Here is a 23,074-nt window from a genome sequence, read left to right as displayed (position 1 = left end):
ATCTTACTGATGAATCTTGACAAAAGCTATGAATGTAATTAAAAACTTATCAACAGCAATAGTATTAGGCATGGTTGTGAACTTGCTTCCCACGAGCAAAGCCACAGCCGCTGCCATTACTTTTAAAAAAATTATCGATACTACCAGCAGTCCTTTGAATGGTTCCTATCCTAATTTATTCTCTCCTGCCATTAATGACTCAGGAAGAGTAGCCTTTATCGCTGAGGACGAAACAGGTAGAGGCATTTTCACCAGTAATGGCGGATCTATTACCAAAATTACTGACACCATTAGTGGATCTTTCGATACCATTGGCAATCCTGCTATTAATAATTCCGGAATAGTAGCTTTTAGAGCTGCCCTCAAAGGAGGCGTGCTAAATGGAGTCGGCCCTGGTGTTGGCATTTACACTGGCAATGGTGGGGCGTTAAACACTATTTCCTTCAACGCTAATGCTGGCAGTTTTTTGGTATCGCAGCCTTCAATCAACAACAGTGGCACAGTAGCTTTTGCAGATAATGAATCTGGCGACATCTACACTAGCAAGAATAGAAAACTTAACTTGGTTGCTAACGCCGATGGTGGTAATCCTGTAATCAATAATCAAGGAACAGTATCTTTTGTTTTACCAGGTGCGAGTCTGGTAACTCGCAATAATCAAGTGACTACCACCATTGCTGATACCAAAAGTTCCTTTAGTTCCCTGTCTGGTGATGGTTCCCCACTCAACGATGAAGGTACTGTTGCTTTTTTGGCCTATTTAAATTCCGGAGAGCAAAGTATTTTTACTGGTAATGGTGGTTCACTTAATACCATCGCTGACACAAAAGGTGCTTTTTCTACTTTTGTTGGTTCTCCTGCGATTAACAACCAAGGCACAGTAGCCTTTTGGGCTTTCTTGAACTCTGGAGAAGAAGGCATTTTTACTGGCTCAGATCCTGTCAAAAACAAAGTCATTGCTACTGGTGATCAACTTTTGGGTTCCACTGTCACAGAAATTAGTTCTTTTGGATTAGAAGGACTGAATAATCGCGATCAAATCGCTTTTGGCGCTAGACTTGCGAATGGAACTGAAGGCATTTACGTCGCTACCACCGCTGTACCTGAACCTTACACCGTTGCAAGTTCAGGGTTAGCGCTTGCTGGTTTAGTATTTTTTAAACGTCGCTGTCAACCAAGAGGCAGGGGGCAGAGGGAATAATCATCCCATATCGCACAAGAGGCAGTGTTGATGAAAATATCTTTCTTTCCCTGCTTCCTCTGCTACCCCTGCTCTTTCAAGTCAAAGGGGCAGGGAGAGTAGTTTTAGTAACTGCTAAAAACTTTTTATTTGATTAAAATTTTCCACATCGGTTAAATTTGTCGTAAATTCATAGGCAGGGTGACTTCTCGTCAAAGTTCGTCGTAATGGCTTTAGTTACAATCTCATCAAAAGGCGATCGCGTTACCCACTTCTTTAAGGAGTGTCCGTAATAGTACTTCGGCTATGCCCTTCGGCTAGGCTCAGGATAAACTCAGGATAAACTCAGGACAAGCTCAGTAACCATCGCCCCGTCGCCGTCAGGTGTCAGTAGTCGAAACTCAACTACCGCGTAGCCGAAATGTGGTGAGTAGCAAAAACAACTAACCACTGATACGAAATCCCTTTCCTTTCAGGGGTGGGATGAGCTTATTTTTATACATCGTCGACTGGAGATGATTTCAAGGTTGCAAATACGAGATTAATAAGTCCAATAGTGAGAGACTAAAAACGTGAAGTATTTCTTTCTTTCTGAGGGATGGGCTGTTGGTAGAGTGTGGGCATCTGAGGGATTATGGCAGATAACCGCATGGCGACGACAACCAGATATTCAACGTATAAATATTTGTTTAGTGGAAAACGATGAATTACTATGGCTTTATCGGGTAGAAGACGCTATTTTAACCGTGGAAGTTAAACCAACAGTCTCAGCGATCGCTAGTAAGACAATTGGTCAAGTAGTGCTGAAGCGTCTAATGAGTGCAGAACAGGTAATTGATCGCTTGAGTACAGCCGAAGTGAAGTGTCAATTGCAAAACATGCAATCGTTAGTTCAATAGCAATCACCCTCCCCAATCTTAAATCGAATAATACAAAGGAAAAGATTTTGCATCTTTTGGCTTGACATATACCCGCTGTTGTGGTTCTATCTGTAACTCATTAAAGCGATCGCGTGTTAAATGCGCTGCTACTACTTGTCCATCGTCTAAGGTTAATTCCACCTGAATTTCCCAACCCAAATGGATTAATCGAGTCACTGTCGCAGGGGCAGTAGTACCATTGGACTGTCTTTCAATCACCACATCCTGGGGGCGCAAAAATACTTGCGGATATTGTGAGTCAAAGCCACTGCTTTGAAAAATCTTTGAAGTATTGGGTAAAACATTGACTGGGCCAATAAAACTCATCACAAAGGCCGTAGCCGGATTGTCGTAAATATCTGCTGGTGTACCGATCTGTTCTACACGCCCTTTATTCATCACCACAACTTCATCAGAAACTTCCATTGCTTCTTCTTGGTCGTGAGTGACGAAAACAGTGGTAACATGAACTTCATCATGGAGGCGGCGTAACCATGCCCGCAAGTCTTTACGGACTTTAGCATCAAGTGCGCCAAAAGGTTCATCTAGCAACAATACGCTGGGTTCCACCGCTAGCGCCCTGGCTAAGGCTACCCGTTGTCTTTGACCACCAGAAAGTTGTGATGGATAGCGATCGCCTAATCCACTCAACTGCACCAATTCTAATAACTGTTCTACCCGCCCTTTAACCTTCTTGGCGTGGGCTTTGCGAATTTCTAACCCAAAAGCAATATTTTGTCGCACAGTCAAATGCTTAAATAAAGCATAGTGCTGAAACACAAACCCAATATTTCGTTCTTGCACACTTTGATTTGTAGCATCTTTACCAGTGAGCAAGATTTTACCGCTATCTGGCATCTCTAAACCTGCAATTAACCGCAGCAAGGTGGATTTACCAGATCCTGAAGGCCCCAGCAAAGCAACCAGGGAACCACTCTTGATCTCCACACTAACTTGATCGACCGCTTTAAAGCTACCGAAATGCTTGGATACACTCTCAACTACTATGCCCACTGGTGCTGTACCTCTGCAAATAAAATCTACGGCTCGTCGCCGGGATTACCGTGCTTTTATATATATCACATAAGTAAGCAACAGGGAATAGGAGAAAAGTGCGGTAAGGCAGCGCGGTCTTGGGGGTTTCCCCAGGAGCGACTGCCGCACCCCTTGTGGGTTTTGGGGAGGCAATCCGTTGTGCGGCTAGCCTTCGGCAACGTCAAATCAAATCACTTGACAGAATACTTAAGTGTATATACACTTAATCTATGTCAAGCAAAATCAATCAATTAGCTCAACTCAAAAAAGTCCCAACTACCTGTACTTGCTTTCATTTACGCAAAGCATCTCGCGTAGTTACCCAAATTTTCGATGAGGTGTTGCAACCAAGCGGGCTGTTAGTGAATCAGTTTACTTTGCTAGTTGCGATCAATTTAGCTGGGTCGGTAACAATCACGCACTTAGCCCAAGAATTAGTTATGGATAGAACCACCTTGACACGTAACCTCAAACCACTAGAAAGACAAGAATTTATTCAAATTCAGCCAGGTCAAGATCAGCGGATGCGAATTGTCAGTTTAACAGAGCAAGGACAGGCAGTTTTGACCAAAGCGCTACCTTTATGGGAGCAAGCCCAAAGTCGAATTATAGAGCAATTAGGACAAGAACAGTGGAATGTATTGCTATCTGGGTTGTCTCAAACAGTATCTTTGCTTCGTAATAGCTAAATTTTTTCCGCAAAAGGTGTATATACACTTATCTCTCTTAACTAGGAGAAACTAAATGTCTAAATTTGACAATCATCCAACAGTTAAACAGCTACGTGAGCGAGATGCCTGGAATAATTTACCCGTTTCACCTATAGATGCTGATTGGCTACGTCAGCTATGTTTAGATATGGGCGCAGATGACGTTGGTTTTGTGGAGATTAATAGACCAGAGATAGTCGACCAGCACCAGGATATTCTTGCTGCTTTTCCACCAACAAAAACCTTAGTGAGTTTTGTCTGTCGGATGAACCGCGAGAATGTGCGTTCTCCAGCGCGGTCAGTTGCCAACGTGGAATTTCATACTACAGGGGATGAGGTTAACCAGATTGCTCGTGAGATTGTAGCAACTCTGGAGCAAAAAGGTATCCGAGCTTTAAATCCAGCAATGGGTTTTCCGATGGAAATGGATCGCTTTCCTGGCAAAATTTGGGTTGTTTCCCATAAACCTGTAGCAGTAGCAGCAGGATTGGGTCACATGGGGATTCATCGCAACGTTATTCATCCCAAATTTGGCAACTTCATTTTACTAGGGACAATTTTGATAGACGCTGAAGTGACGGCATATAACAAACCAATTGACTATAACCCCTGCTTAGAATGTAAGCTGTGCGTAGTAGCTTGCCCAGTGGGAGCCATTGGTACAGATGGTCACTTTAACTTTTCTGCCTGTTATACCCATAACTATCGAGAATTTATGGGAGGATTCACAGATTGGGTAGAAAATATTGCTGAAAGTAAAAGCGATCGCGAATATCGCCAGAAAGTGAATGATTCAGAATCAGCATCAATGTGGCAAAGTCTGGCTTTCAAATCAAATTACAAAGCAGCATATTGTGTGGCTGCTTGTCCAGCAGGAGAAGATGTAATTGGTCAATTTTTGAGAGATCAGAAAGGGTTTGTACAGGAAATAGTTAAACCCTTACAAGATAAAGCAGAAACTATTTATGTTGTTCCTGGTTCTGATGCTCAAGACCATGTAAAAAAAAGGTTTCCTCACAAGCAAATTAAGCAAATTGGTAATGGTATTCGCCCTTCTTCCATTCAGGGGTTTTTATTCGGATTACCTTTATTATTTCAACGCGATCAATCAAAAGGCTTAAATGCTACTTATCACTTCACATTCTTTGGTGCAGAGAAACATCAGGTCACAGTGATTATTCAAAATAAAACAATTCAAGTACAAAATAATCATATTGGTACAGCCAATATTCATATTATTGCCGATAGTGACACTTGGTTACGTTTTTTAGCTAAAGAACAGAATATTATTTGGGCAATAGTGCGAAGAAAAATTCAGATTAAGGGATCACTGAAATTACTCCAGGCTTTTGGTAAGTGCTTTCCTTCATAATTAGCGAAAATTAGCATTATTGCACCGATAAAGCTGATAGGGAATACCTATACGATAGTGGTGTGTAGAATCTATATTGCAGGTAGTTTGCCTAGAAAGCGCTACTTGCTTTGGATAATCTCGTCTTCTCATTCCAGGGCCAACTATCCATAAATTCAATTTAGATATTTTTGGTACAGGCATTTGAGCAAGTTTGTTCCATAAAACAGATAAATTAGGTTTTTTATCTAATAAAACCAAACTATCGGAGTGAATTATAGATGTACTTGTATAACTCCTAAGTTTTTCTAATGCCAAAGCAAAACTCAATCCCAAAGCTATATCTTGATTATTACTGTATCCTATCACTAACATCACTGGTATGGCAGGTTCTAAATTGATGTTGTGAGCGACTTTTTCGGGCTGGAATGGCTTTTGAAAAGCTAAATTATTAACTATAAAAAGACAACTAATTAAGCCAATAGATGAAACTATGAATTTAGAACTTTTACTTGTGTTAATACTGGCTGCGAGAAGAGCGCAAAAGCTAGGATAGTAAACAAAGGCGTAGCGGGGAACAGCAGTAATATCTTTTTTGAATAAATAAACAATCGCCAAAAATTGCAAGATAATAAAAATAGTGAAACTTAAAAGTGTAAATGTCGCTAAATGAGTTGTATTTTTTAACCACAATATTTTTAAACCTTTCAATACTTGCCGCCCTATCCAAATCGCAAAACTCACCATTAATAATCCACAAATAGCTGTAATTAGTGGAGGCTGATTTTCCACAGGTAAGGCAATTATCATCAGTACCCAACTAATTAGAGTTTGATATAGGGGTGCAATAAAGTTAGGAGAAGGCAACCAATTAGTTTCCGAACTTTGAAAATGATGCCATGTTACTAATAACCAAGGAACAAAGCTAATTACTACTGCACTGGTTGATAGAATAAGAATAAGCCAGATTTGACGTTGGTTTGTGATTTTTGCTTTACCATAGGATATTAATATAAATAATGTAGCAATTTCAGCAACGAAAGCCAGCACACAAAAGTAGTGAACATAAAAACTGACACTATTAATAATCGTCCATAAAATCCAAACCCAAATTCTTAAGCGTTGCCCGTCAAAAATATTTCGCTGAATTTGTATGAGTCCTAATAATGATAAAGTAATTAGGAACATAGGCATGGTATAGTGTCGTGCTTCTTGGGAAAGGTACACAGCAAAAGGCGAAACAGCCATAATTAATGCTGCAATAATTCCAGACTTAGGGGAAAAGGCAGTACGATTGACACCATAAATTGCCATGATCGCACCGATACCAAATAAAGCTGGTAGCGATCGCAATTTTTCTACCCACTCTGAACCCAAGGGAGTCATCCACCCCAACCATCTATACATTCCACAAAAAAACAGCGGCGGATGGGTAGAACCATTAGCAACATTTTCGGCAATTTGATCACAACTTACTCCAGGCTGGAATGTAAAAAGTTCTTGCACCCGTTCTAGAGGAAAGGCTACATTCAAAGGTAAATCGTGATAATTTTTACCTAAACTAAAAATTGCAGTAATTACCTCATCCATCCACAGAGGTTTTAAGTCTAAATGCCAAAAGCGCAAAATAGCACCCAGGGCGATCGCCCCAGCTAAACTTAGATAATGTCTGGGATTTGTCATTATTTAGCTATTAGTAATTCATTAAAATAGTGAATAATCAAAACTAGTGGTCTGTTTTATTCATTATGATGATGGTACATGTTTGTAATCAGGACTTTAGTCCTGACTACGAACCAAGATGTAGTTTGATAACTCAATTTCAAATCTAAAATTTTATATGTCAGATGATAATTTTACCGCTACTGTGACTCAAGAATCTCTATCATCTCAGCGATCGCCTATTATTTCTCTGCGGGAGAAGAGTTTAAAAATTCGCAATAGCTTACGTCCAGGACAGCAGCAAATGGCTGACTGGCAATCTGGGCCTTTGGCTGTTTCTGCGGTTCCTGGAGCTGGCAAATCTACGGGAATGGCAGCGGCGGCGGCGATCGCGATCGCTCGTCAGTATGAAAGTTCTACTACATCGCGCTCGTCTTCTCGCCGTCAAATTGTCGTTGTGACTTTTACTCGCTCTGCTGCTGCCAATATTAAAGCAAAAATCCGCCAATATTTAAAAGATGATTTAGCTTTACCTCAGACAGGTTTTGCTGTTTATACTCTGCATGGTTTGGCATTAAATATTGCTACTCGTCACCCTGATTTATCGGGTTTACAGTTAGAAAATGTCACATTAATCACGCCTAGTCAAAGCCACCGCTTCATTCGCACAGCCGTAGAACAGTGGATTAATCACAATCTAGAGCATTATTTACGTTTGTTAGAAGGTCATCAATTTGATGGAGAAGAAACAGAAAGATTACGCCGCCAATCGGTATTACGCACAGAAGTATTACCGGATTTAGCTACTACAGTTATTCATGAAGCTAAAAGTTCTGGTATCCTGCCAGAAAAGTTACAAGAGTGGAGTCAACAAACCACAGACGAATATGCAATTTTACGAGTAGCGGCGGGGTTGTATGAGCAATATCAAAATATCATGCGATCGCGTGAATTTATTGACTACGACGATATGATTTTAGCCGCGCTGCGCGTTCTGGAAAATGACAGTGCTAGACGCATTGAGCAAAACCAAGTTTTCGCCGTCTTTGAAGATGAAGCCCAAGATTCTAGCCCTCTACAGACACAGCTATTAGAGATTTTGGCGAGTGATTTAACAGGGGAAAATGAAAAAGATTCTTCTTCTAACTCAACATTCAATTTAGTACGAGTAGGCGACCCAAACCAAGCAATTAATTCGACTTTTACCCCAGCTGATCCAATTTATTTTCGGCAATTTTGTGAAGAGTGCGATCGCCTAGAAAAATTAGCCACAATGGATCAAGCTGGTCGCAGTACTAGAATTATTCTAGAAGCTGCTAACTTTGCTTTGCAATGGGTCAATAGCTTTTATGGCAGTCAAGGAAAAGTTGACCCTGAGCGCAGTCGTTCGCGTAGCGTCTCGCAGAGAAAGGCCAAAATTTCTCCTCTTCCCTTCCGTCCTCAAACAATTCTTCCTGTTGGTCTTGGTGATCCTCAACCCAATGCTAACCCAGCGCCCGTAGGCAGGGGATTAGAAATTTATAATCCTCGTGATATTCATCACACAGTTGAATTGATTTCTCAAAGGGTAATTGAGTTATTTGCTGAAGACCCGACAAAAATTAGTGCGGCAATTTTAGTTAGAGAAAATCGTCAAGGTCGGTGGTTAGCAGAGGTTCTGACTCCGATATGCAAAGAGCATAATATTACACTTTACGATGTTGGAGAACGCGATCGCCGTTCCCATATTCCCCAAGAAATTTTAGCATTATTGCAATTTTGCGATCGTCCTCATTCCCCTGATTACCTCAAAGCTGCCCTAGAAGCCTTAGTACAGCGTCAATTGATTCCTACCCAAGACCTCAACGCCTTGGCTAGTCTACCAGAAGATTTTTTGTATCCTGGCCCTTTGGCTCCACCCCAGTCAGAAGCAGTCCAAAAAGCCTCTCATTTATGTCGGAGTTTACTCCGCGCTCGATTAGAACTACCTCTATATCAACTAATTTCTTTCCTGGCTTTGGTGTTAAATTACGACCAAGCAGAACTTGCAACCGCTGACAAACTAGCAGAACGAGTCAATCAGCAAATAGCTGGTAACAGTTCAATGGGAGCAATATTGTCAGCTTTAAGTGAAATAGTCAGTTCCGAAAGATTTGAACCAGTAGAAACAGAAGACTTAGAAGCACGTTATACCCGTACTAATCAACTGACCATTATTACCATGCACAAAGCCAAAGGGCTAGATTGGGACTATGTTTTCATTCCCTTTCTGCATGAAAATTTGATTCCTGGTAGGTTTTGGATTCCTCCCCAAAGCCAGTTTTTAGGTGACTTTACTTTATCAGAAGTAGCTCGCGCTCAAATTCGCGCTGCTCTCCACGGTGAATTAGAAATACCAGATGTTGCCCAAGCATGGGAACAATCCAAACACCTAAAAACCGCTGAAGAGTATCGTTTGCTTTATGTTGCTATGACACGGGCAAAAAAATTATTGTGGATGTCTGCGGCACAGAAAGCACCTTTTACCTGGAGTAAACCGGAGAATTTACAAGAGCAAGCCCCTTGTCCTGTATTTGGGGCATTAAAACGGCAGTTTCCTGAATGCGTAGTTACTGATATTTTCGTGAAATTAAAAATTAAAAATGAATACAGCGTCAAGAAATAATTAAGTTTATCTCACCTTTGGAAGGGGCGGGATTTTGTGTTAGTGGTCAGTTGTCAGCGATGCACTGAGTTTCGACTTCGCGGTAATCGAGCGAAGTCGAGATTCAACTGCCGCTTGTCGAAGTGTTGTTTTTACTACTCACCACACTTCGGCTATTTGATGCTTTTTCCATCTGTTGCCAGCCATTCTGAACAAAAATTTCGTTTTGTCTCAAAAAGTTTGACATATATCGTAAAATTTTTATTGGAAAAAACAAATTTTTATTTCCAGTATGGAAAACACACAAGACTTGTATATTATCAAGCGTCCTACTGGACATTGCGAAATTATCCCCAGCAAACAAGTTGGGAACGATAATCTAGAAATTATAGAGCAATGGGGGCCTTTTACTTCAGAAGAAGAAGCGATCGCTCGCCGCGTAGGATTAATTAGGGCTGGTAAATGCCAACCCGTCTAAAAGACCAAAGGCAAAAGAAACATGATCTATCTTTTACCTTTTGCTTTTTTAATTTTTTTCGGCGCTGGTGAGTCCTCTAGCTGCAATTTGTTTTCCGATTACTTCTACTGCTTTAGCGAATTGGGGATCTGCTAAGGTAGCAAGTTTATCACGCTCTCGCAGCCACAAATCTTGCCGCTGGGCATCGGTCAAATCCACTTTGACATCTGGATCAACTCCATGCTTGTTAATATCTTTACCACTAGGCGTATGATATTTAGCAATTGTCACCGCTAGTCCTGAACCATCATCCAAAGGACGTACTGATTGTACCAATCCCTTGCCAAATGTTTGAGTACCCACTAAAGTAGCACGCTTATTATCTTGCAATGCTCCTGAGAGGATTTCACTGGCACTAGCTGAACCTTTATCTACCAATACCACCAATGGTTTAGTAGTCAAAGCACGTCCGTTTGCTACTTCTTTTTCTTGTTCACCTTGACGATCAATAGTAGAGACAATTGTGCCGCTATTTAGCCACATCCGGGCAATTTCTACACTAGAGAAAAGTAGACCACCAGGATTACCACGCAAATCTAGGATATAGCCAGCTACCTTTTTGCTTTCTAAATCTTTGATGGCGTTTTGCATTTCCTTACCAGCATTAGCACTGAACTGGTTGAGGCGAATGTAGCCAAGCTTACCTGCTGGCGTTTGTTTTTGCGAATACTTAACTGGATGAATTTCAATTCGCGCTCGTTTGATTTGAAACTGTTTTGTTTGGCCGCTGCGCTGAATTGTCAGGTTTACTGTCGTTCCTGCTTCACCTCGGATCAAAGATACTGCTTGGTTAGTATCCATCCCCTTAGTGCTTTTCCCGTTAATTTGGGTAATTTCATCCTTTGCCAGGATTCCCGCCTTAAATGCTGGTGTATCCTCAATTGGTGCAATTACAACTAACTGCTTGGTTTTTTCATCTTGACTGATTGTGATCCCAATACCTGTGAGTTCTCCAGAGGTATCCACCTGCATATTTTTAAATTCCTCTGGGTCCATAAACCGGGTGTAGGGATCATCCAGCTTTTTCAGCATTTCCCGAATGGATTTATAAGCTTCTTGCTGACTACTGTAAGACTTGTTCAAGTACTCCTTACGAACAGCCTGCCAATCTACTTGGTTAAAAGTACCATCTACGTATTGGCGGTTAACAATTTGCCAAACTTCGTCTACCGTTTCCTTGGGACTTGCTTTAAATAAAGCCTGACCTCGCGAGTGGATGCCTAGACTAGTAACAGCAATCGTGGAGAGTGTCACTGCCGTAGCACCCAAAACAAGTCTACTTTTTGTAATCACCATAATGACAGCTTTGTCAGAGGGAAAAATTATAGTCAGTATGCCCAATCTAACACAGGGTACATCGTAACAGGCCGAGCATATATTTCTAATTCATGAAAAATACTTAATAATTAGGCTAACTTGGGCATGGGGCATGGAGAAGAAGAATTGGGGCAGGGTGCGGGGTGCAAGGGGATGAAGAAAAATTACCTCTTTCTCCCGAAGTTGCTCCACTTGGGAAACCCGCCCAACGCACTGCTTCACCGCGCTGCCTTACCGCACTTCTCTCCTTTTCTCCCAGCTCCCTGCCCCCCTGCCTCCCCTGCTTCCCCTGCTTTCTTATGGATCTACCCAACGTCCGTCTGTTTTAATTAGGTTAATCAACTCTTCTACTCCTTGGGTTTCTGGGACTTTTTTAATTTCTTCTCTGCCGCGATATAGGGAAATATAACCAGGAGTTTTACCAACATAACCGTAGTCGGCATCTGCCATTTCTCCAGGGCCATTCACAATGCAACCCATGACGGCTATATCTAATCCAGTCAAATGTTTGGTGGCTTCCCGGACTTGATGTAACACTTCCTCTAAATTAAACAAAGTGCGTCCACAAGAAGGGCAAGCAACGTACTCCACCATTGTTTTCCGCAATCCTAAAGCTTGCAAAATGCTATAGCAAACGGGAATTTCTTTTTCTGGTGGTTCTGTAAGTGACACGCGGATTGTATCGCCAATGCCATCGGCAAGTAATGTGGCAATACCAGCCGTAGACTTAATACGTCCGTATTCGCCATCACCAGCTTCTGTAACGCCTAAATGTAAAGGATAATTCATACCCAGCTCATCTAAACGCTGAGCCATTAAGCGATAAGCGGCTACCATCACGGGTACTCGTGAGGCTTTCATCGAAATGACCAAGTTTCGGAAATCTAAAGATTCACAAATGCGAATAAATTCTAGGGCAGATTCCACCATTCCTTCTGGAGTGTCGCCGTAGGTAAACAGCATTCTTTCAGCCAGAGAACCGTGATTTACACCAATTCGCATCGCTTTATCTTGATCTCGCAGAGAAACTACTAAAGGTGCTAAAGTTTCACGGATTTTTTCACCAATTTCATCAAATTCGGCTTTAGTATATTCGCTTCTATTGGAGTTGGGTTTTTCAAATACATACAACCCTGGATTAATTCGCACTTTTTCTATGTGTTTGGCGACTTCTAGGGCGATTTTCATACCGTTGTGATGAACATCGGCAACAATTGGCACGTCTTGATAAGTTTTATTTAATTTTTGTTTAATTTCCGCCATCACTTTAGCGTGAGCCATGCTTGGCACTGTGACGCGGACAATTTCACAGCCAATTTCGTGCAAACGACGAATAGCTGCAACAGAACCATCTATATCAAGTGTGTCTTCATTAATCATTGACTGCACCACAACGGGATAGCCCCCTCCAATGGTGATGTTTCCCACTTTTACGGGGCGAGTTTTGCGCCGCTTGATAGTGGTATCAATGGTGGGTTGTTCTGCTGTGGTATTGGAAGTTGTAAAAGTCGGCAGAGTTTGCATAACCCCATTAGGTAAATTTGCTGTAGCTAAAATATCAGATTGAAAAGTCTCTGTCTCTCAGATTGCCACAGGAAGGACTTTTTTTGATGATTAGGTAGCAAAAAATAAAATTAAGACTTCAAATCAAGAAAGTGTGTGCGATTTTAAGCGATATTGTTGTGATCAACATTGTCGCCATGTTCGGCTATAAATTTTTCAAAAGTGAAGAGTTTGGGTGGAGTGTAAGTCATAGCTCATATAAATATTTAGCAGCTTTTATTGTGATATGCTTCTGGCTCGACAATCTCGCAACCAAGTTTTAACACCTTGAGCGATCGCCCCATTACTACTATTACGTGGAGGTGATGGTGGTTGTTGTTTAGGATAACCGCCAGTTTGGGTAAACATCATCACCAAGCGCCAACCACTTTTAGTTGGAGTCAACAATAGCCAATGAAATTGCTGTACTTCTACTGCTTTTCCACCTGTATAATGCCGTTCTAAAGTAGTGAAGAAAACTTGCTCAACTTTTGTTACTACTTTTTTTTGCCTCTCTGCGGTATATCCTTCCGGGCTGAGGGGTAGCGGTTGAAATACTGGTTTTCCTGCTATTAAAACATAACTGTAAACCTCATTGTTGACACTGCGGCGGGCGCGTTGAGTGGCACGATTAGCATAGCTTGGTAAATCTTGCAATAACTGAGTAGTTAATGTATCTAGATTTTGCTTAGAACAAGCAGACTGCGACTGATTTTTTACTACCCCTTCCTGGGTTAAGGGCTTAGAAGAGAGATTTTTTGAGAATGCCGAATTATTAAAACTATTTGCTACTAACAACCCCAAGCTACAAGTGACAACCCACAAGCCATAATTATGCTGCCGAAATCCTGACTTCATGCAACTGTAGTTAACTCCTGAGAAATCCTTCTCCAGGCTAACTCAGGCTCAGCAGCAGCAGTGATGGGACGACCAATTACTAGGTAATTTGCACCAGCTTGAATTGCTTGCGCTGGAGTCAGCGATCGCTTTTGATCGCCTTTTTCTGCCCAAGTTGGTCGTACCCCCGGACAAACCAGCAAAAAATCATCTTTGCAAGTTTGCCTTAACTGTGCTACCTCTTGAGGCGAACAAACTGCCCCATCTAACCCCATCTCTTGAGCCATGAGTGCCATCTCTAAAGCGTATTCTGGCAATTCTAGGGGAATTTTTAAATCAAATGCCAGTTGTCTAGAAGAGATGCTCGTCAGCAAGCTAATAGCGATTAATTTAGGTGGTTTTACACCCGCTTGGGCTGCCCCAATCTGTACAGCTTCTGTTGCAGCTTTCAGGGCATCTCTACCAGCAGTAGCATGTATTGTCAGCAAATCTACCCCATAACTAGCTGCGGCACGACAAGCACCGGCAACGGTATTAGGAATATCATGAAACTTTAAATCGAGAAAGATGCGCTTTTGCCGCGACTTTAGTACTTCCAAAATTGCGGGGCCAGAACTGGTAAATAATTCTAAGCCTACTTTCCAGAAATGTACTTGCGGTAGTTGCTCGACAAGAGCGATCGCACTTGCCAAATCTGGCACATCCAAAGCCACAATAATTTGTTGTTCTGCATTCATTAAAAATTCTCCATGCCCTATGACGGCAGTTGCTCCACTTGGGGAGACCCCAAGACCGCACTGCCTCCCCCATGCCCAATGCCCAACTTAAAGTACAAGTCGAACAAACTTGTTTTTACCGACTTGCAGCACTCGCCCCTGTAATTCGCTGGGTAGATCGAAAGTAGTATCAACATCATGAATGCGATCCCCATCTAAGCGTACTCCACCTTCTTGAATTTTTCGCTTACCTTCCCCAGTACTTTTACACAAACCAGTGGCATTAAGAAGATAAGCTAATTTAGCTGGAAACTGCGATACTTCAGCTAAAGAAAATTCTGGGATTGAACCTTCTTTACCACCAGTTTTTGCTGCTTCTTTCGCCTCATTGGCTGCTTGTTCGCCGTGATACTGTTTGACAACTTCCCAAGCTAAAAGCATCTGGCGATCGCGGGGGTTTTCTGGTAATTTATCTAAAGGTAAGTCTGTCAGCAGTTCAAAATACTGTGACAGCAGATTATCCGGCACACCTTGTAACTTCTGGTATTTTTGTGCAGGGTGTTCTGACAAGCCTACATAGTTACCCAAAGACTTAGACATTTTCTGCACACCGTCTGTGCCGATTAAAATAGGTAATAGTAAACCAAATTGAGGCTTTTGCCCAAAATGACGTTGTAAATCTCGCCCAACAGCAAGGTTAAACTTTTGGTCAGTTCCTCCTAGTTCCACATCTGCCTTGACAGCGACAGAATCATAACCCTGCATTAACGGATATAGGAACTCATGAATAAAAATAGGATTCTCTTTTCTATAACGTTCTGCGAATCCCTCTTTTGCTAACATTTGCCCGACTGTCATCGTGGAAAGTAACTCCAAAATTTCCCCTAAATCAAGCTGGGATAGCCATTCGGAGTTATAACGCACCTCTAACCTTCCTGGTGTGTCAAAATCCAAGATAGGTCGCACTTGGTCAAGGTAAGTCTGAGCATTTTGTGCTACTTCTGCTTTAGTCAGTTGACGACGCACCTCAGATTTCCCTGTCGGATCGCCAATTCGAGCTGTAAAATCACCAATAATTAGGACTGCTGTATGACCTGCATCTTGAAAAGTTCGCAGTTTTCGTACTGGTATGCTATGACCAAGATGAATATCGGCACCTGTAGGGTCGATTCCCAATTTGATCCTTAAAGGCTGGTTTGTAGTTTCTAAGTACTTCTCTAAACTTTCACTGTCAGCATCAGTTGGTTGTGGGAAAATTTCTACTATGCCGCGATGCAGCCAAGAAAAATTTTGCGTCATACTAGGAGACTCGTTCTTAACTACGCTTTTTACTTTAGAAGTTAGGTTGGTTATATTCACTGGCAATTTGTCCGTTCTGTGATCTGCCAAACTAATATAATTGCAAAAAATTAACCGTCTTGCTTAATTGAATTAATTACAGTTACATTTACAAGTGAGGAAGTGGAATCGCCGTGTCGTCTAGGACTTTTGAAAACAAGCAGCCACAACGTCGGTCTTCATCTGGGTTTGAATTTTTAAAGGGAGTAGGCCAGGTAACTGGCGGTACTCTGTTATCAATAACGATGCTAGGAAGCTCTATTGTCGCCGGAGGATTAGTCGGCTTAGCCATTAGTTTCCGCAATTTGCCAGATGTAAGACAGCTACGAAATTTTATCCCATCAGAAACGACTTACATCTATGACATCAAGGGCAAGTTACTAACACGTATCCACGGAGAAGCAAACCGAGAAGTCGTATCTCTAGATAGAATTTCTCCAAATCTCAAACGGGCAGTGTTAGCCAGCGAAGATAGTCATTTCTACGATCACCACGGTATTAATCCTACCGGGGTTGGCCGAGCTATAGTAGTTAACTGGGTAGCAGGTGGTGTACGAGAAGGTGGTTCTACTATCACCATGCAATTGGTGAAAAACCTGTTTTTGTCTCAAAAGCGTGCTTTCACCCGCAAGTTAGCCGAGGGAGTGCTGGCAATTCGCTTAGAACAGATTCTGAGCAAAGACCAAATATTAGAAATGTACCTCAATCAAGTTTATTGGGGTCATAATAATTATGGTGTACAAACGGCAGCACGCAGTTACTTTGATAAGTCAGCAGAATATTTAACTTTGGGCGAGTCGGCAATGATGGCGGGTTTGATCCAAGCGCCAGAAGAATTTAGCCCATTTGTCAGTATGAAACTGGCAAAGCAGAAACAAAAAGAAGTGCTAGGGCGAATGCTGGAATTGAACTGGATTAGCCAACAAGACTACGATAATGCCTTAAGGCAAGAAATTAAGCTTGGTAGAATTAGGTCTTTTCAAGGTAGTGCCTTACCCTATGTTACTAACACTGTGGCACAAGAATTGGCTAAAAAGTTTGGCCGTGAAGCACTACTAAAAGGCGGAATGCGGGTACAAACTACTGTTGCAGCTGACTTTCAAGCAATGGCAGAGGAAACTGTTACCAAGTGGCATAAAACACTTTTAGGTCAAGGATTATACAAGAATCAAATAGCCTTAGTAGCAATTGATCCACGTACACATTTTGTTAAAGCTTTGGTCGGTGGTGTAGATCCTAAAATCAGCGAATTTAACCGAGCAACTCAGGCTCAACGTCAACCAGGTTCTTCTTTTAAACCGTTTGTTTACTATACTGCTTTTGCCACTGGCAAATATGCACCAAATTCGACAGTGGTAGATTCACCAGTCAGTTATCAAGACGGTAATAATCGATACTATCCCAGAAATTATGATGGTAGTTTTAGGGGGCCAATGTCAATTCGCACAGCCTTAGCGCAGTCTCGCAACATTCCTGTGATTAAGATTGGCAAGGCTGTTGGGATGAACAGGGTAATAGAAACCTGCCGTACTTTAGGAATTATGAGTCCTATGGCACCTGTAACTTCTTTACCACTTGGTGCTATTGGTGTTACACCATTGGAAATGGCTAGTGCTTATGCTACCTTTGCTAATTATGGTTGGCAGTCACCGCCTACAATCATCGCCCGTGTCACCGATAGTAGTGGTAACGTGTTGCTAGATAATACCCCCAAACCCCAACTGGTTCTCGATCCTTGGGCATCAGCGGCAATTATAGATGTGATGCAAACAGTAGTTAATGAAGGAACTGGCAAAGGTGCAGCAATAGGCCGTCCAGTTGCTGGTAAGACGGGAACAACTTCCTCAGAAAAAGATATTTGGTTTGTAGGAACTGTACCACAGTTAACAACAGCTATCTGGGTAGGTAGGGACGATAACAGACAATTGGCTGGTAGTGCTACAGGTGGTGGGATGGTGGCTCCCATCTGGCGCGATTTTATGCAGAAGGCACTGAAAAATGTGCCAGCAGAAAAATTCAAATCACCTTCCCAATTTTCTCGTCCCAAATCATAAATAGATTGTGTAAAAATTTGTCGAGAACGGCAAAGTTAGGGGAGAGTTTCCTTGTCCCCCTCAAAAAATTTTCTAGCTAGACTTTAGATTGAAAATTAATCCAAAATCTCAAACCTAGAATTTTTAAGAGACAGAGGACACAGGGAAGAAAAGGAATTGGAGAAAGAAATGTCTCTTTTTCTCCCTATTTCCTTGTCTCTGTGTCTTCTTGTTGCTCCCTGCTCTCCTGCTTTTTTACTAGGGCTGTTTTTCTAGTTCAGTTTTCATCCGTTCTAGAGTGCCATTCATTTGATCAAACATCTGTTGCGGAGTGACACCAAACTGACCTAACTGAGTTTTAAGCTGCTCCATTGTCATTTGTGCCATAAAATCTTCTGATAGCTCGAAGCGTTTCATAAAAACGCGATAGCGATCCATCATGGCTTCCATCTGATCAATAAACAGCTTTTTGCCCTCGCGGTCAAATTTACCATAGCTATTTCCCAGCTGAATTAGGGCTTGATAATCTTCAAACAGCTGTTTTGCTTCTTGCTGAACTATATCAGAATCAAAGAATCCCATAATATTTATACTCAACTGAGTAATGACACTCAGCAGCTTATATTTTTGCCTCTATTTTTATTCTAGTCTAGTGAACTCATCTAGAGAACAAGCTTCGGTTTAAGTACGGTTTTTTACCGAAATTTCAACACTTGACTGGAATTTGCTTTTGTTTTGAAAATAAATTTACCTAAATTTTGTGCAACTACTTACATAGTGGTTAATTTATTTCTTGCCAATGGTGATGTCAATAGTGGAAGTAGGTTAAGGTGATTGATGCAGCCAGCACTAATGAGTTTCAACTTTGCTGTTCGTGCAGAGTAAAGATCGTTTAAGCTAGCTGAAAGATTCTTTGAGTTGTGGCTAAGAGGCGGTAGTGTGCCTAAACATATTAGTTTAATTTCTCTTCTAATTGTCTGTAGTTTGTGGAGTATGCCTAAAGCAGCTCATGCACAGGCACTTGTACCACATACACTGCAATTAGATCCAACAAAGTTGGAGAAGCAGGGGTTGAGTTTAGCACAAGAAGCGGCTCAACTAGGACAATTTCAACAGTTTGAATTGGCTTTACCAAGGGCTAGACTGGCCAGTCAACTAGCTCCTCAGAATGATAAGGTATGGTTTTTGTTGGGTGGTTTGCAACTGCAAACCAAAGATTTCGATGCGGCGATCGCTGCCTTGAAAAAGGCACAATCAATCAATCCTAAAAATCCTGACGTTTTATTTGCTTTGGGTTCAGCTAATTTTCAACAAGAAAAATATCAAGCAGCTATTAGCAATTATCAAGCGGGTTTGCAGTTAAAACCTAATGACCCAGATGGATTGTTTGATTTGGGTAATGCTTACTATATGCTAAATCGATTGCCCGATGCGATCGCTCAGTACAATAAAGCCGTATCTCAAGATCAAAAATTCTGGCCAGCAATTAACAATATTGGCTTAATCAAATATGAGCAAGGTGACACTGAAGGAGCAATTAAGCAATGGCAAAGTGCTGTTAGTATTGACAAACAAGCCGCAGAACCATTGTTAGCACTGGCAGTAGGACTTTATAACAAAGGTGATCGTCAACAAGCTCTAAAAATGGGAGAATCTGCACTCCGAATTGATGGGCGTTATGGCGATTTAGACTTCCTCAAGCAAAATCTTTGGGGCGATCGCTTACTGTCTGATACGAAAAAATTCTTAGAACTACCCAGTATCCAAGCTGCCTTAGAACAAAGCCAAAGACCAGAACCTACTCAATAAAAATAGGGCAGGGGAAGCAGGGGGAAAAGGACAAGGGGCAGGGAGCAGGGAGCAGGGGAGAAGAGGAAAGAGTGTTAACCACAAATTAATAAGTGCGAAGTAGTTTCAAACTCCCCCTTGCACCCCGCACCCTGCTCCAATTCCTCTTCTCCATGCCCCATGCCCCATTTCAATTAAATACTTGCGAATACTACCTTTTCGTAGTACATATATACTATCTTGATGAAAAAGATTCGCCCCAAACTTTTGGGCGAATCTTTTTGAAAAGATATCGTTAGTTTTTAGTGATTATCTATGGGGAGAAGTGCCAAGATTTGATCAACAAACTGTTGATGGTCTACAACAGGTTTAGAGATGTAACCATCAGCGCCGCTTTGCTTGAGAAAGTTCTCGCGATCGCCTTCCATTGCGTGTGCTGTTACCAAAATAACAGGCAAATTTGCTGTCTTGGGGTCAGATTTCAGCATTTGTGTAATTTTAATTCCATCAACAGATTTACCTTGGTAAACACTTCTGGAAAGAGAAACATCCATTAAAATTAGGTCTGCTTCTCCTGATTGGGCAATGCTTATTACTTCTTCTACATTTTCAGTGTGTTTCACATCCAAACCGCCGCGCTTGGTCAAAATTTTGGAAAAAACACGAGCATTAATTAAATCGTCTTCAACAATTAGAACGGTTTTCATGAGAATTTTATTTATAGAGGTGAGGGAGATTACAACCTGAGCAAAACATTTTTTGAGTAATCAAAGTGCATCCCCGTCATCAAGGATGATACTACTGCTGTTTATCTTTTGACTATCAAGATTGTGTTAGTAATCCCATTTCATCCGTTATGCTGTGTTTGCTGCGATGTTCAGTTATAGCGACTTTTGTGTAGTTAAAATTCAGGGAAAAAACTCATGGCCAAACAGTTAAACCTTCTCTCAACGGGACAGGTGATCACAACAGCCCTGCACACCGAGATGCAACGGTCTTACTTGGAATATGCCATGAGTGTGATTGTTGGGCGGGCGTTACCAGACGTGCGTGATGGCTTAAAACCTGTGCATCGGCGGATTTTATATGCTATGCACGAGTTGGGACTGACACCCGATAGACCCTATCGTAAATGTGCTCGTGTCGTGGGAGACGTGCTGGGTAAATACCATCCCCACGGGGATCAAGCGGTTTACGATGCTTTAGTCAGACTAGTACAGGAATTTTCTAGTCGCTATCCTTTACTAGCAGGACACGGTAACTTTGGCAGCGTTGATAACGATCCACCAGCGGCGATGCGTTATACAGAAACGCGTCTTTCACCTATTAGCCATGAGGGAATGCTGGCAGAAATTGGTGATGAAACGGTGGAATTTATTGGTAACTTCGATAATTCCCAGCAAGAACCAACAGTGTTACCTGCTCAGTTGCCGTTTTTATTGCTGAATGGTTGTGCTGGTATTGCTGTAGGTATGGCAACGAATATTCCTCCACACAACTTAGAAGAAGTGGTTGATGGCTTAATTGCTTTAATCGATCAACCGGATTTATCAGATGAAAAATTATTAAAATTAATTCCTGGCCCAGACTTTCCTACTGGTGGGGAAATAGTTGGTGATACAGGAATTAAAGAAGCATACAGCACTGGTAAAGGTGGAATTTTATTGCGAGGAGTCGCAACGCTGGAGGAAATTGCACCTGTTAGAGGTAGTAAGCGGCGGACAGCAATCATTATTACAGAATTGCCTTATCAAGTGAATAAAGCAGGTTGGATTGAGAAAGTAGCAGATTTAGTCAATCAAGGCCGTCTGCAAGGAATTTCTGATCTGCGGGACGAAAGCGATCGCGAAGGGATGCGGGTAGTAATTGAACTCAAACGTGATACCGATCCTCAAGAAGTTCTCCAGCACTTGTATCACCAAACCGCTTTACAAACAACTTTTGGCGCAATTCTCTTAGCAATAGTAGATGGACAACCCCGCCAGTTAAGCTTGCGGCAAATATTGCAGGAGTTTTTGAACTTCAGAGAAGAAACGTTAAATCGTCGCTACGGTTATGAGTTGGATAAAGCGGAAAGTCGGTTGCATGTAGTCGCAGGGTTACTCAAAGCCTTGTCTAATTTAGATGCAGTCATTGAAATTTTGCGCCGTGCTGCCGATGGTAGTACAGCAAAAATCAACCTTTGTACTCAATTAGATTTGAGTGAGGTACAAGGAGATGCAATTTTAGCTATGCCGTTGCGCCGCCTCACAAGTTTAGAACAACAGAACTTGCAGCAAGAGTTTGACCAACTTAGTGAGCAAATTAGTTTATTACAAAGATTACTCAGCGATCGCCGAGAATTACTCAAGTCAATGAAAAAAGACTTGCGATCGCTCAAGCGTAAGTATGGCAATCCCCGACGCACTAAACTCTTACCTAATATTAGTGAAACAAAGCTACAAGAAAATAAAAAAACAAGCAAAAAAGGATCTGATTCAGATAATCCTAAATCCCAAATCCTAACTCCTAAGTTAGAACAATCACCAGAAGCAGCGGTTTTAGAATTTACCCAACGGGGTTATGTACGCCACACTCAACCATCAGGGAGAAAGTCGAAAACAGAAAACGGTCTGCACGATCATGATTTCATCATCCAAACCGAGTTGACCGATACAGAAAAAGAATTGCTGGTATTAACTAGTAGTGGCAAACTCTACCCAGTGCAGGTAGGAGAAATTCCCTTAACTACTGGACGTTCTTCAAGAGGAACACCATTAATTACTACACTTACTAGTACTGCTCAAAGCGCTCAAGAAGCTGTAGTAAGCCGCCTTTTACTACCAGAAAATTTAGATACTCAACAGCTAATTTTGCTGACAAAACACGGACGAATCAAACGCTTGTCTTTAGAAGAATTGACTAATCTGACTCGTCGCGGAATTACGATTTTGAAGCTTAAAGATAACGATGAATTGTCATATACTCAGTTCACCACTCCAGGGGAACACTTAGTTTTAGCTAGTTCCAGTGGGCGAGTATTGCGGTTTGCAGCCAATGATGAGCAATTACCTGTCATGGGTCGCACAGCAATGGGTTTACAAGCATTTAGACTGTTGAGAAATCAGCAAATGGTTGGCTGTGTCACTGTAGGTAAAGATGACCAACTGCTATTAGTTACTCAAGAAGGATATGCCAAGCGAATAGCTGCAAGTCAATTAAGAGCAGCTAGTCGGGGTGATTTAGGTACGCAAGCGGTGAAATTTGGCAATAAAACTGACAATTTAGCTGGTATGGTGAAGGCGATCGCTTCTGCTGAAGTAGCACTAGTTACTAACAAAGAACGAGTAGTCAAAATACCTGTAGAAACAGTGCCTATTTTAGGTAGAGATGGTAAGGGTGAAAGCATCCTGCAACTTAGCCGTGATGAGAAAATTATCACTGTTGCCGAAGTTCGTTAGCCAGGGAGATTAAATAAAAACTCTATCTCTTTGTGGATAGAGTTTTGTCATTGGTCAAGTTAATT

The 23,074-nt window shown here is 41.7% G+C and carries 18 protein-coding genes; 9 read left to right on the top strand and 9 right to left on the bottom strand.

Annotated features, from left to right (window positions below):
• The first annotated feature begins 28 nt into the window (after positions 1-28).
• Both QI031_RS06790 and QI031_RS06785 read left to right on the top strand, forming a co-directional pair.
• Positions 29-1,201, top strand: a complete 1,173-nt coding sequence (locus QI031_RS06790) for a DUF7453 family protein (RefSeq protein ID WP_281484432.1) — start codon at positions 29-31, stop codon at positions 1,199-1,201.
• 551 nt (positions 1,202-1,752) lie between these two features.
• Complete coding sequence (locus tag QI031_RS06785; RefSeq protein ID WP_281484431.1) at positions 1,753-2,079, top strand: hypothetical protein; 327 nt, start codon at positions 1,753-1,755, stop codon at positions 2,077-2,079.
• An 18-nt stretch (positions 2,080-2,097) separates the two neighbouring features.
• On the opposite strand, the gene QI031_RS06780 is transcribed toward QI031_RS06785, so the two are convergent.
• Positions 2,098-3,114, bottom strand: a complete 1,017-nt coding sequence (locus QI031_RS06780) for a sulfate/molybdate ABC transporter ATP-binding protein (protein ID WP_281484430.1) — start codon at positions 3,112-3,114, stop codon at positions 2,098-2,100.
• Positions 3,115-3,365: 251 nt separating this feature from the next.
• Between QI031_RS06780 and QI031_RS06775 the strand changes: the two genes are divergently transcribed.
• The gene (locus QI031_RS06775; protein ID WP_281484429.1) at positions 3,366-3,824 is read left to right on the top strand and encodes a MarR family winged helix-turn-helix transcriptional regulator; all 459 of its coding nucleotides are present in this window, start codon (positions 3,366-3,368) and stop codon (positions 3,822-3,824) included.
• Between the two features lie 55 nt (positions 3,825-3,879).
• Positions 3,880-5,217 (top strand): SCP2 sterol-binding domain-containing protein, encoded by a 1,338-nt coding sequence (locus QI031_RS06770; protein WP_281484428.1) that lies wholly within the window; start codon positions 3,880-3,882, stop codon positions 5,215-5,217.
• Here QI031_RS06770 and QI031_RS06765 read toward each other — a convergent pair whose 3' ends face one another.
• Positions 5,218-6,879 carry a glycosyltransferase family 39 protein gene (locus QI031_RS06765; RefSeq protein WP_281484427.1) on the bottom strand — a complete coding sequence of 554 codons (1,662 nt, stop codon included), beginning with the start codon at positions 6,877-6,879 and terminating at the stop codon, positions 5,218-5,220.
• Positions 6,880-7,036: 157 nt separating this feature from the next.
• On the opposite strand from QI031_RS06765, the gene QI031_RS06760 reads away from it, so the two are divergent.
• Positions 7,037-9,502 (top strand): ATP-dependent helicase, encoded by a 2,466-nt coding sequence (locus tag QI031_RS06760; RefSeq protein WP_281484426.1) that lies wholly within the window; start codon positions 7,037-7,039, stop codon positions 9,500-9,502.
• 271 nt (positions 9,503-9,773) lie between these two features.
• Positions 9,774-9,959, top strand: a complete 186-nt coding sequence (locus QI031_RS06755) for a DDE transposase family protein (protein ID WP_281484425.1) — start codon at positions 9,774-9,776, stop codon at positions 9,957-9,959.
• 48 nt (positions 9,960-10,007) lie between these two features.
• Here QI031_RS06755 and ctpC read toward each other — a convergent pair whose 3' ends face one another.
• The 5 genes from ctpC to tyrS form a co-directional block, all read right to left on the bottom strand.
• Positions 10,008-11,294 (bottom strand): carboxyl-terminal processing protease CtpC, encoded by a 1,287-nt coding sequence (gene ctpC, locus QI031_RS06750; RefSeq protein WP_281484424.1) that lies wholly within the window; start codon positions 11,292-11,294, stop codon positions 10,008-10,010.
• 318 nt (positions 11,295-11,612) lie between these two features.
• The gene (gene ispG, locus QI031_RS06745; RefSeq protein WP_281484423.1) at positions 11,613-12,839 is read right to left on the bottom strand and encodes a (E)-4-hydroxy-3-methylbut-2-enyl-diphosphate synthase; all 1,227 of its coding nucleotides are present in this window, start codon (positions 12,837-12,839) and stop codon (positions 11,613-11,615) included.
• Positions 12,840-13,094: 255 nt separating this feature from the next.
• A complete protein-coding gene (locus QI031_RS06740; protein ID WP_281484422.1) occupies positions 13,095-13,715 on the bottom strand; it encodes a hypothetical protein in 621 nt (206 codons plus the stop codon).
• Positions 13,712-14,431, bottom strand: a complete 720-nt coding sequence (gene pyrF, locus QI031_RS06735) for an orotidine-5'-phosphate decarboxylase (RefSeq protein ID WP_281484421.1) — start codon at positions 14,429-14,431, stop codon at positions 13,712-13,714. Before pyrF ends, QI031_RS06740 begins: the two co-directional genes overlap by 4 nt.
• Positions 14,432-14,518: 87 nt before the next feature.
• On the bottom strand, positions 14,519-15,709 hold the full coding sequence (gene tyrS, locus QI031_RS06730; RefSeq protein ID WP_281485947.1) for a tyrosine--tRNA ligase: 1,191 nt from the start codon (positions 15,707-15,709) through the stop codon (positions 14,519-14,521).
• A 173-nt stretch (positions 15,710-15,882) separates the two neighbouring features.
• On the opposite strand from tyrS, the gene QI031_RS06725 reads away from it, so the two are divergent.
• Complete coding sequence (locus QI031_RS06725; RefSeq protein ID WP_281484420.1) at positions 15,883-17,802, top strand: transglycosylase domain-containing protein; 1,920 nt, start codon at positions 15,883-15,885, stop codon at positions 17,800-17,802.
• A 237-nt stretch (positions 17,803-18,039) separates the two neighbouring features.
• Here the strand turns inward: QI031_RS06725 and QI031_RS06720 are convergent, their stop codons facing one another.
• On the bottom strand, positions 18,040-18,363 hold the full coding sequence (locus QI031_RS06720; protein ID WP_281484419.1) for a DUF1825 family protein: 324 nt from the start codon (positions 18,361-18,363) through the stop codon (positions 18,040-18,042).
• Positions 18,364-18,720: 357 nt separating this feature from the next.
• Between QI031_RS06720 and QI031_RS06715 the strand changes: the two genes are divergently transcribed.
• Positions 18,721-19,590: a tetratricopeptide repeat protein gene (locus tag QI031_RS06715; RefSeq protein ID WP_281484418.1), complete on the top strand. Its 870-nt coding sequence runs from the start codon at positions 18,721-18,723 to the stop codon at positions 19,588-19,590.
• Positions 19,591-19,871: 281 nt separating this feature from the next.
• Here the strand turns inward: QI031_RS06715 and QI031_RS06710 are convergent, their stop codons facing one another.
• Positions 19,872-20,276 (bottom strand): response regulator, encoded by a 405-nt coding sequence (locus QI031_RS06710; protein WP_281484417.1) that lies wholly within the window; start codon positions 20,274-20,276, stop codon positions 19,872-19,874.
• A gap of 216 nt (positions 20,277-20,492) precedes the next feature.
• Here QI031_RS06710 and gyrA point away from each other — a divergent pair, with 216 nt between their 5' ends.
• Positions 20,493-23,009, top strand: coding sequence for a DNA gyrase subunit A (gene gyrA / locus QI031_RS06705; protein WP_281484416.1), 2,517 nt, complete (start codon positions 20,493-20,495; stop codon positions 23,007-23,009).
• The last annotated feature ends 65 nt before the right edge of the window (positions 23,010-23,074 follow it).

The organism is Halotia branconii CENA392 (assembly GCF_029953635.1).
Taxonomy (GTDB): domain Bacteria; phylum Cyanobacteriota; class Cyanobacteriia; order Cyanobacteriales; family Nostocaceae; genus Halotia; species Halotia branconii.
This window is presented reverse-complemented; position numbering and strand designations above follow the sequence as displayed.

Bases quoted from the DNA above. Each gene is read 5' to 3' on its own strand.
- QI031_RS06790 (WP_281484432.1), top strand. From the start codon at position 29: ATGAATGTAATTAAAAACTTATCAACAGCAATAGTATTAGGCATGGTT.
- QI031_RS06775 (WP_281484429.1), top strand. From the start codon at position 3,366: ATGTCAAGCAAAATCAATCAATTAGCTCAACTCAAAAAAGTCCCAACT.
- QI031_RS06770 (WP_281484428.1), top strand. From the start codon at position 3,880: ATGTCTAAATTTGACAATCATCCAACAGTTAAACAGCTACGTGAGCGA.
- QI031_RS06765 (WP_281484427.1), bottom strand. From the start codon at position 6,879: ATGACAAATCCCAGACATTATCTAAGTTTAGCTGGGGCGATCGCCCTG.
- QI031_RS06760 (WP_281484426.1), top strand. From the start codon at position 7,037: ATGTCAGATGATAATTTTACCGCTACTGTGACTCAAGAATCTCTATCA.
- QI031_RS06755 (WP_281484425.1), top strand. From the start codon at position 9,774: ATGGAAAACACACAAGACTTGTATATTATCAAGCGTCCTACTGGACAT.
- ctpC (WP_281484424.1), bottom strand. From the start codon at position 11,294: ATGGTGATTACAAAAAGTAGACTTGTTTTGGGTGCTACGGCAGTGACA.
- ispG (WP_281484423.1), bottom strand. From the start codon at position 12,839: ATGCAAACTCTGCCGACTTTTACAACTTCCAATACCACAGCAGAACAA.
- QI031_RS06740 (WP_281484422.1), bottom strand. From the start codon at position 13,715: ATGAAGTCAGGATTTCGGCAGCATAATTATGGCTTGTGGGTTGTCACT.
- pyrF (WP_281484421.1), bottom strand. From the start codon at position 14,431: ATGAATGCAGAACAACAAATTATTGTGGCTTTGGATGTGCCAGATTTG.
- tyrS (WP_281485947.1), bottom strand. From the start codon at position 15,709: ATGACGCAAAATTTTTCTTGGCTGCATCGCGGCATAGTAGAAATTTTC.
- QI031_RS06720 (WP_281484419.1), bottom strand. From the start codon at position 18,363: ATGGGATTCTTTGATTCTGATATAGTTCAGCAAGAAGCAAAACAGCTG.
- QI031_RS06710 (WP_281484417.1), bottom strand. From the start codon at position 20,276: ATGAAAACCGTTCTAATTGTTGAAGACGATTTAATTAATGCTCGTGTT.
- gyrA (WP_281484416.1), top strand. From the start codon at position 20,493: ATGGCCAAACAGTTAAACCTTCTCTCAACGGGACAGGTGATCACAACA.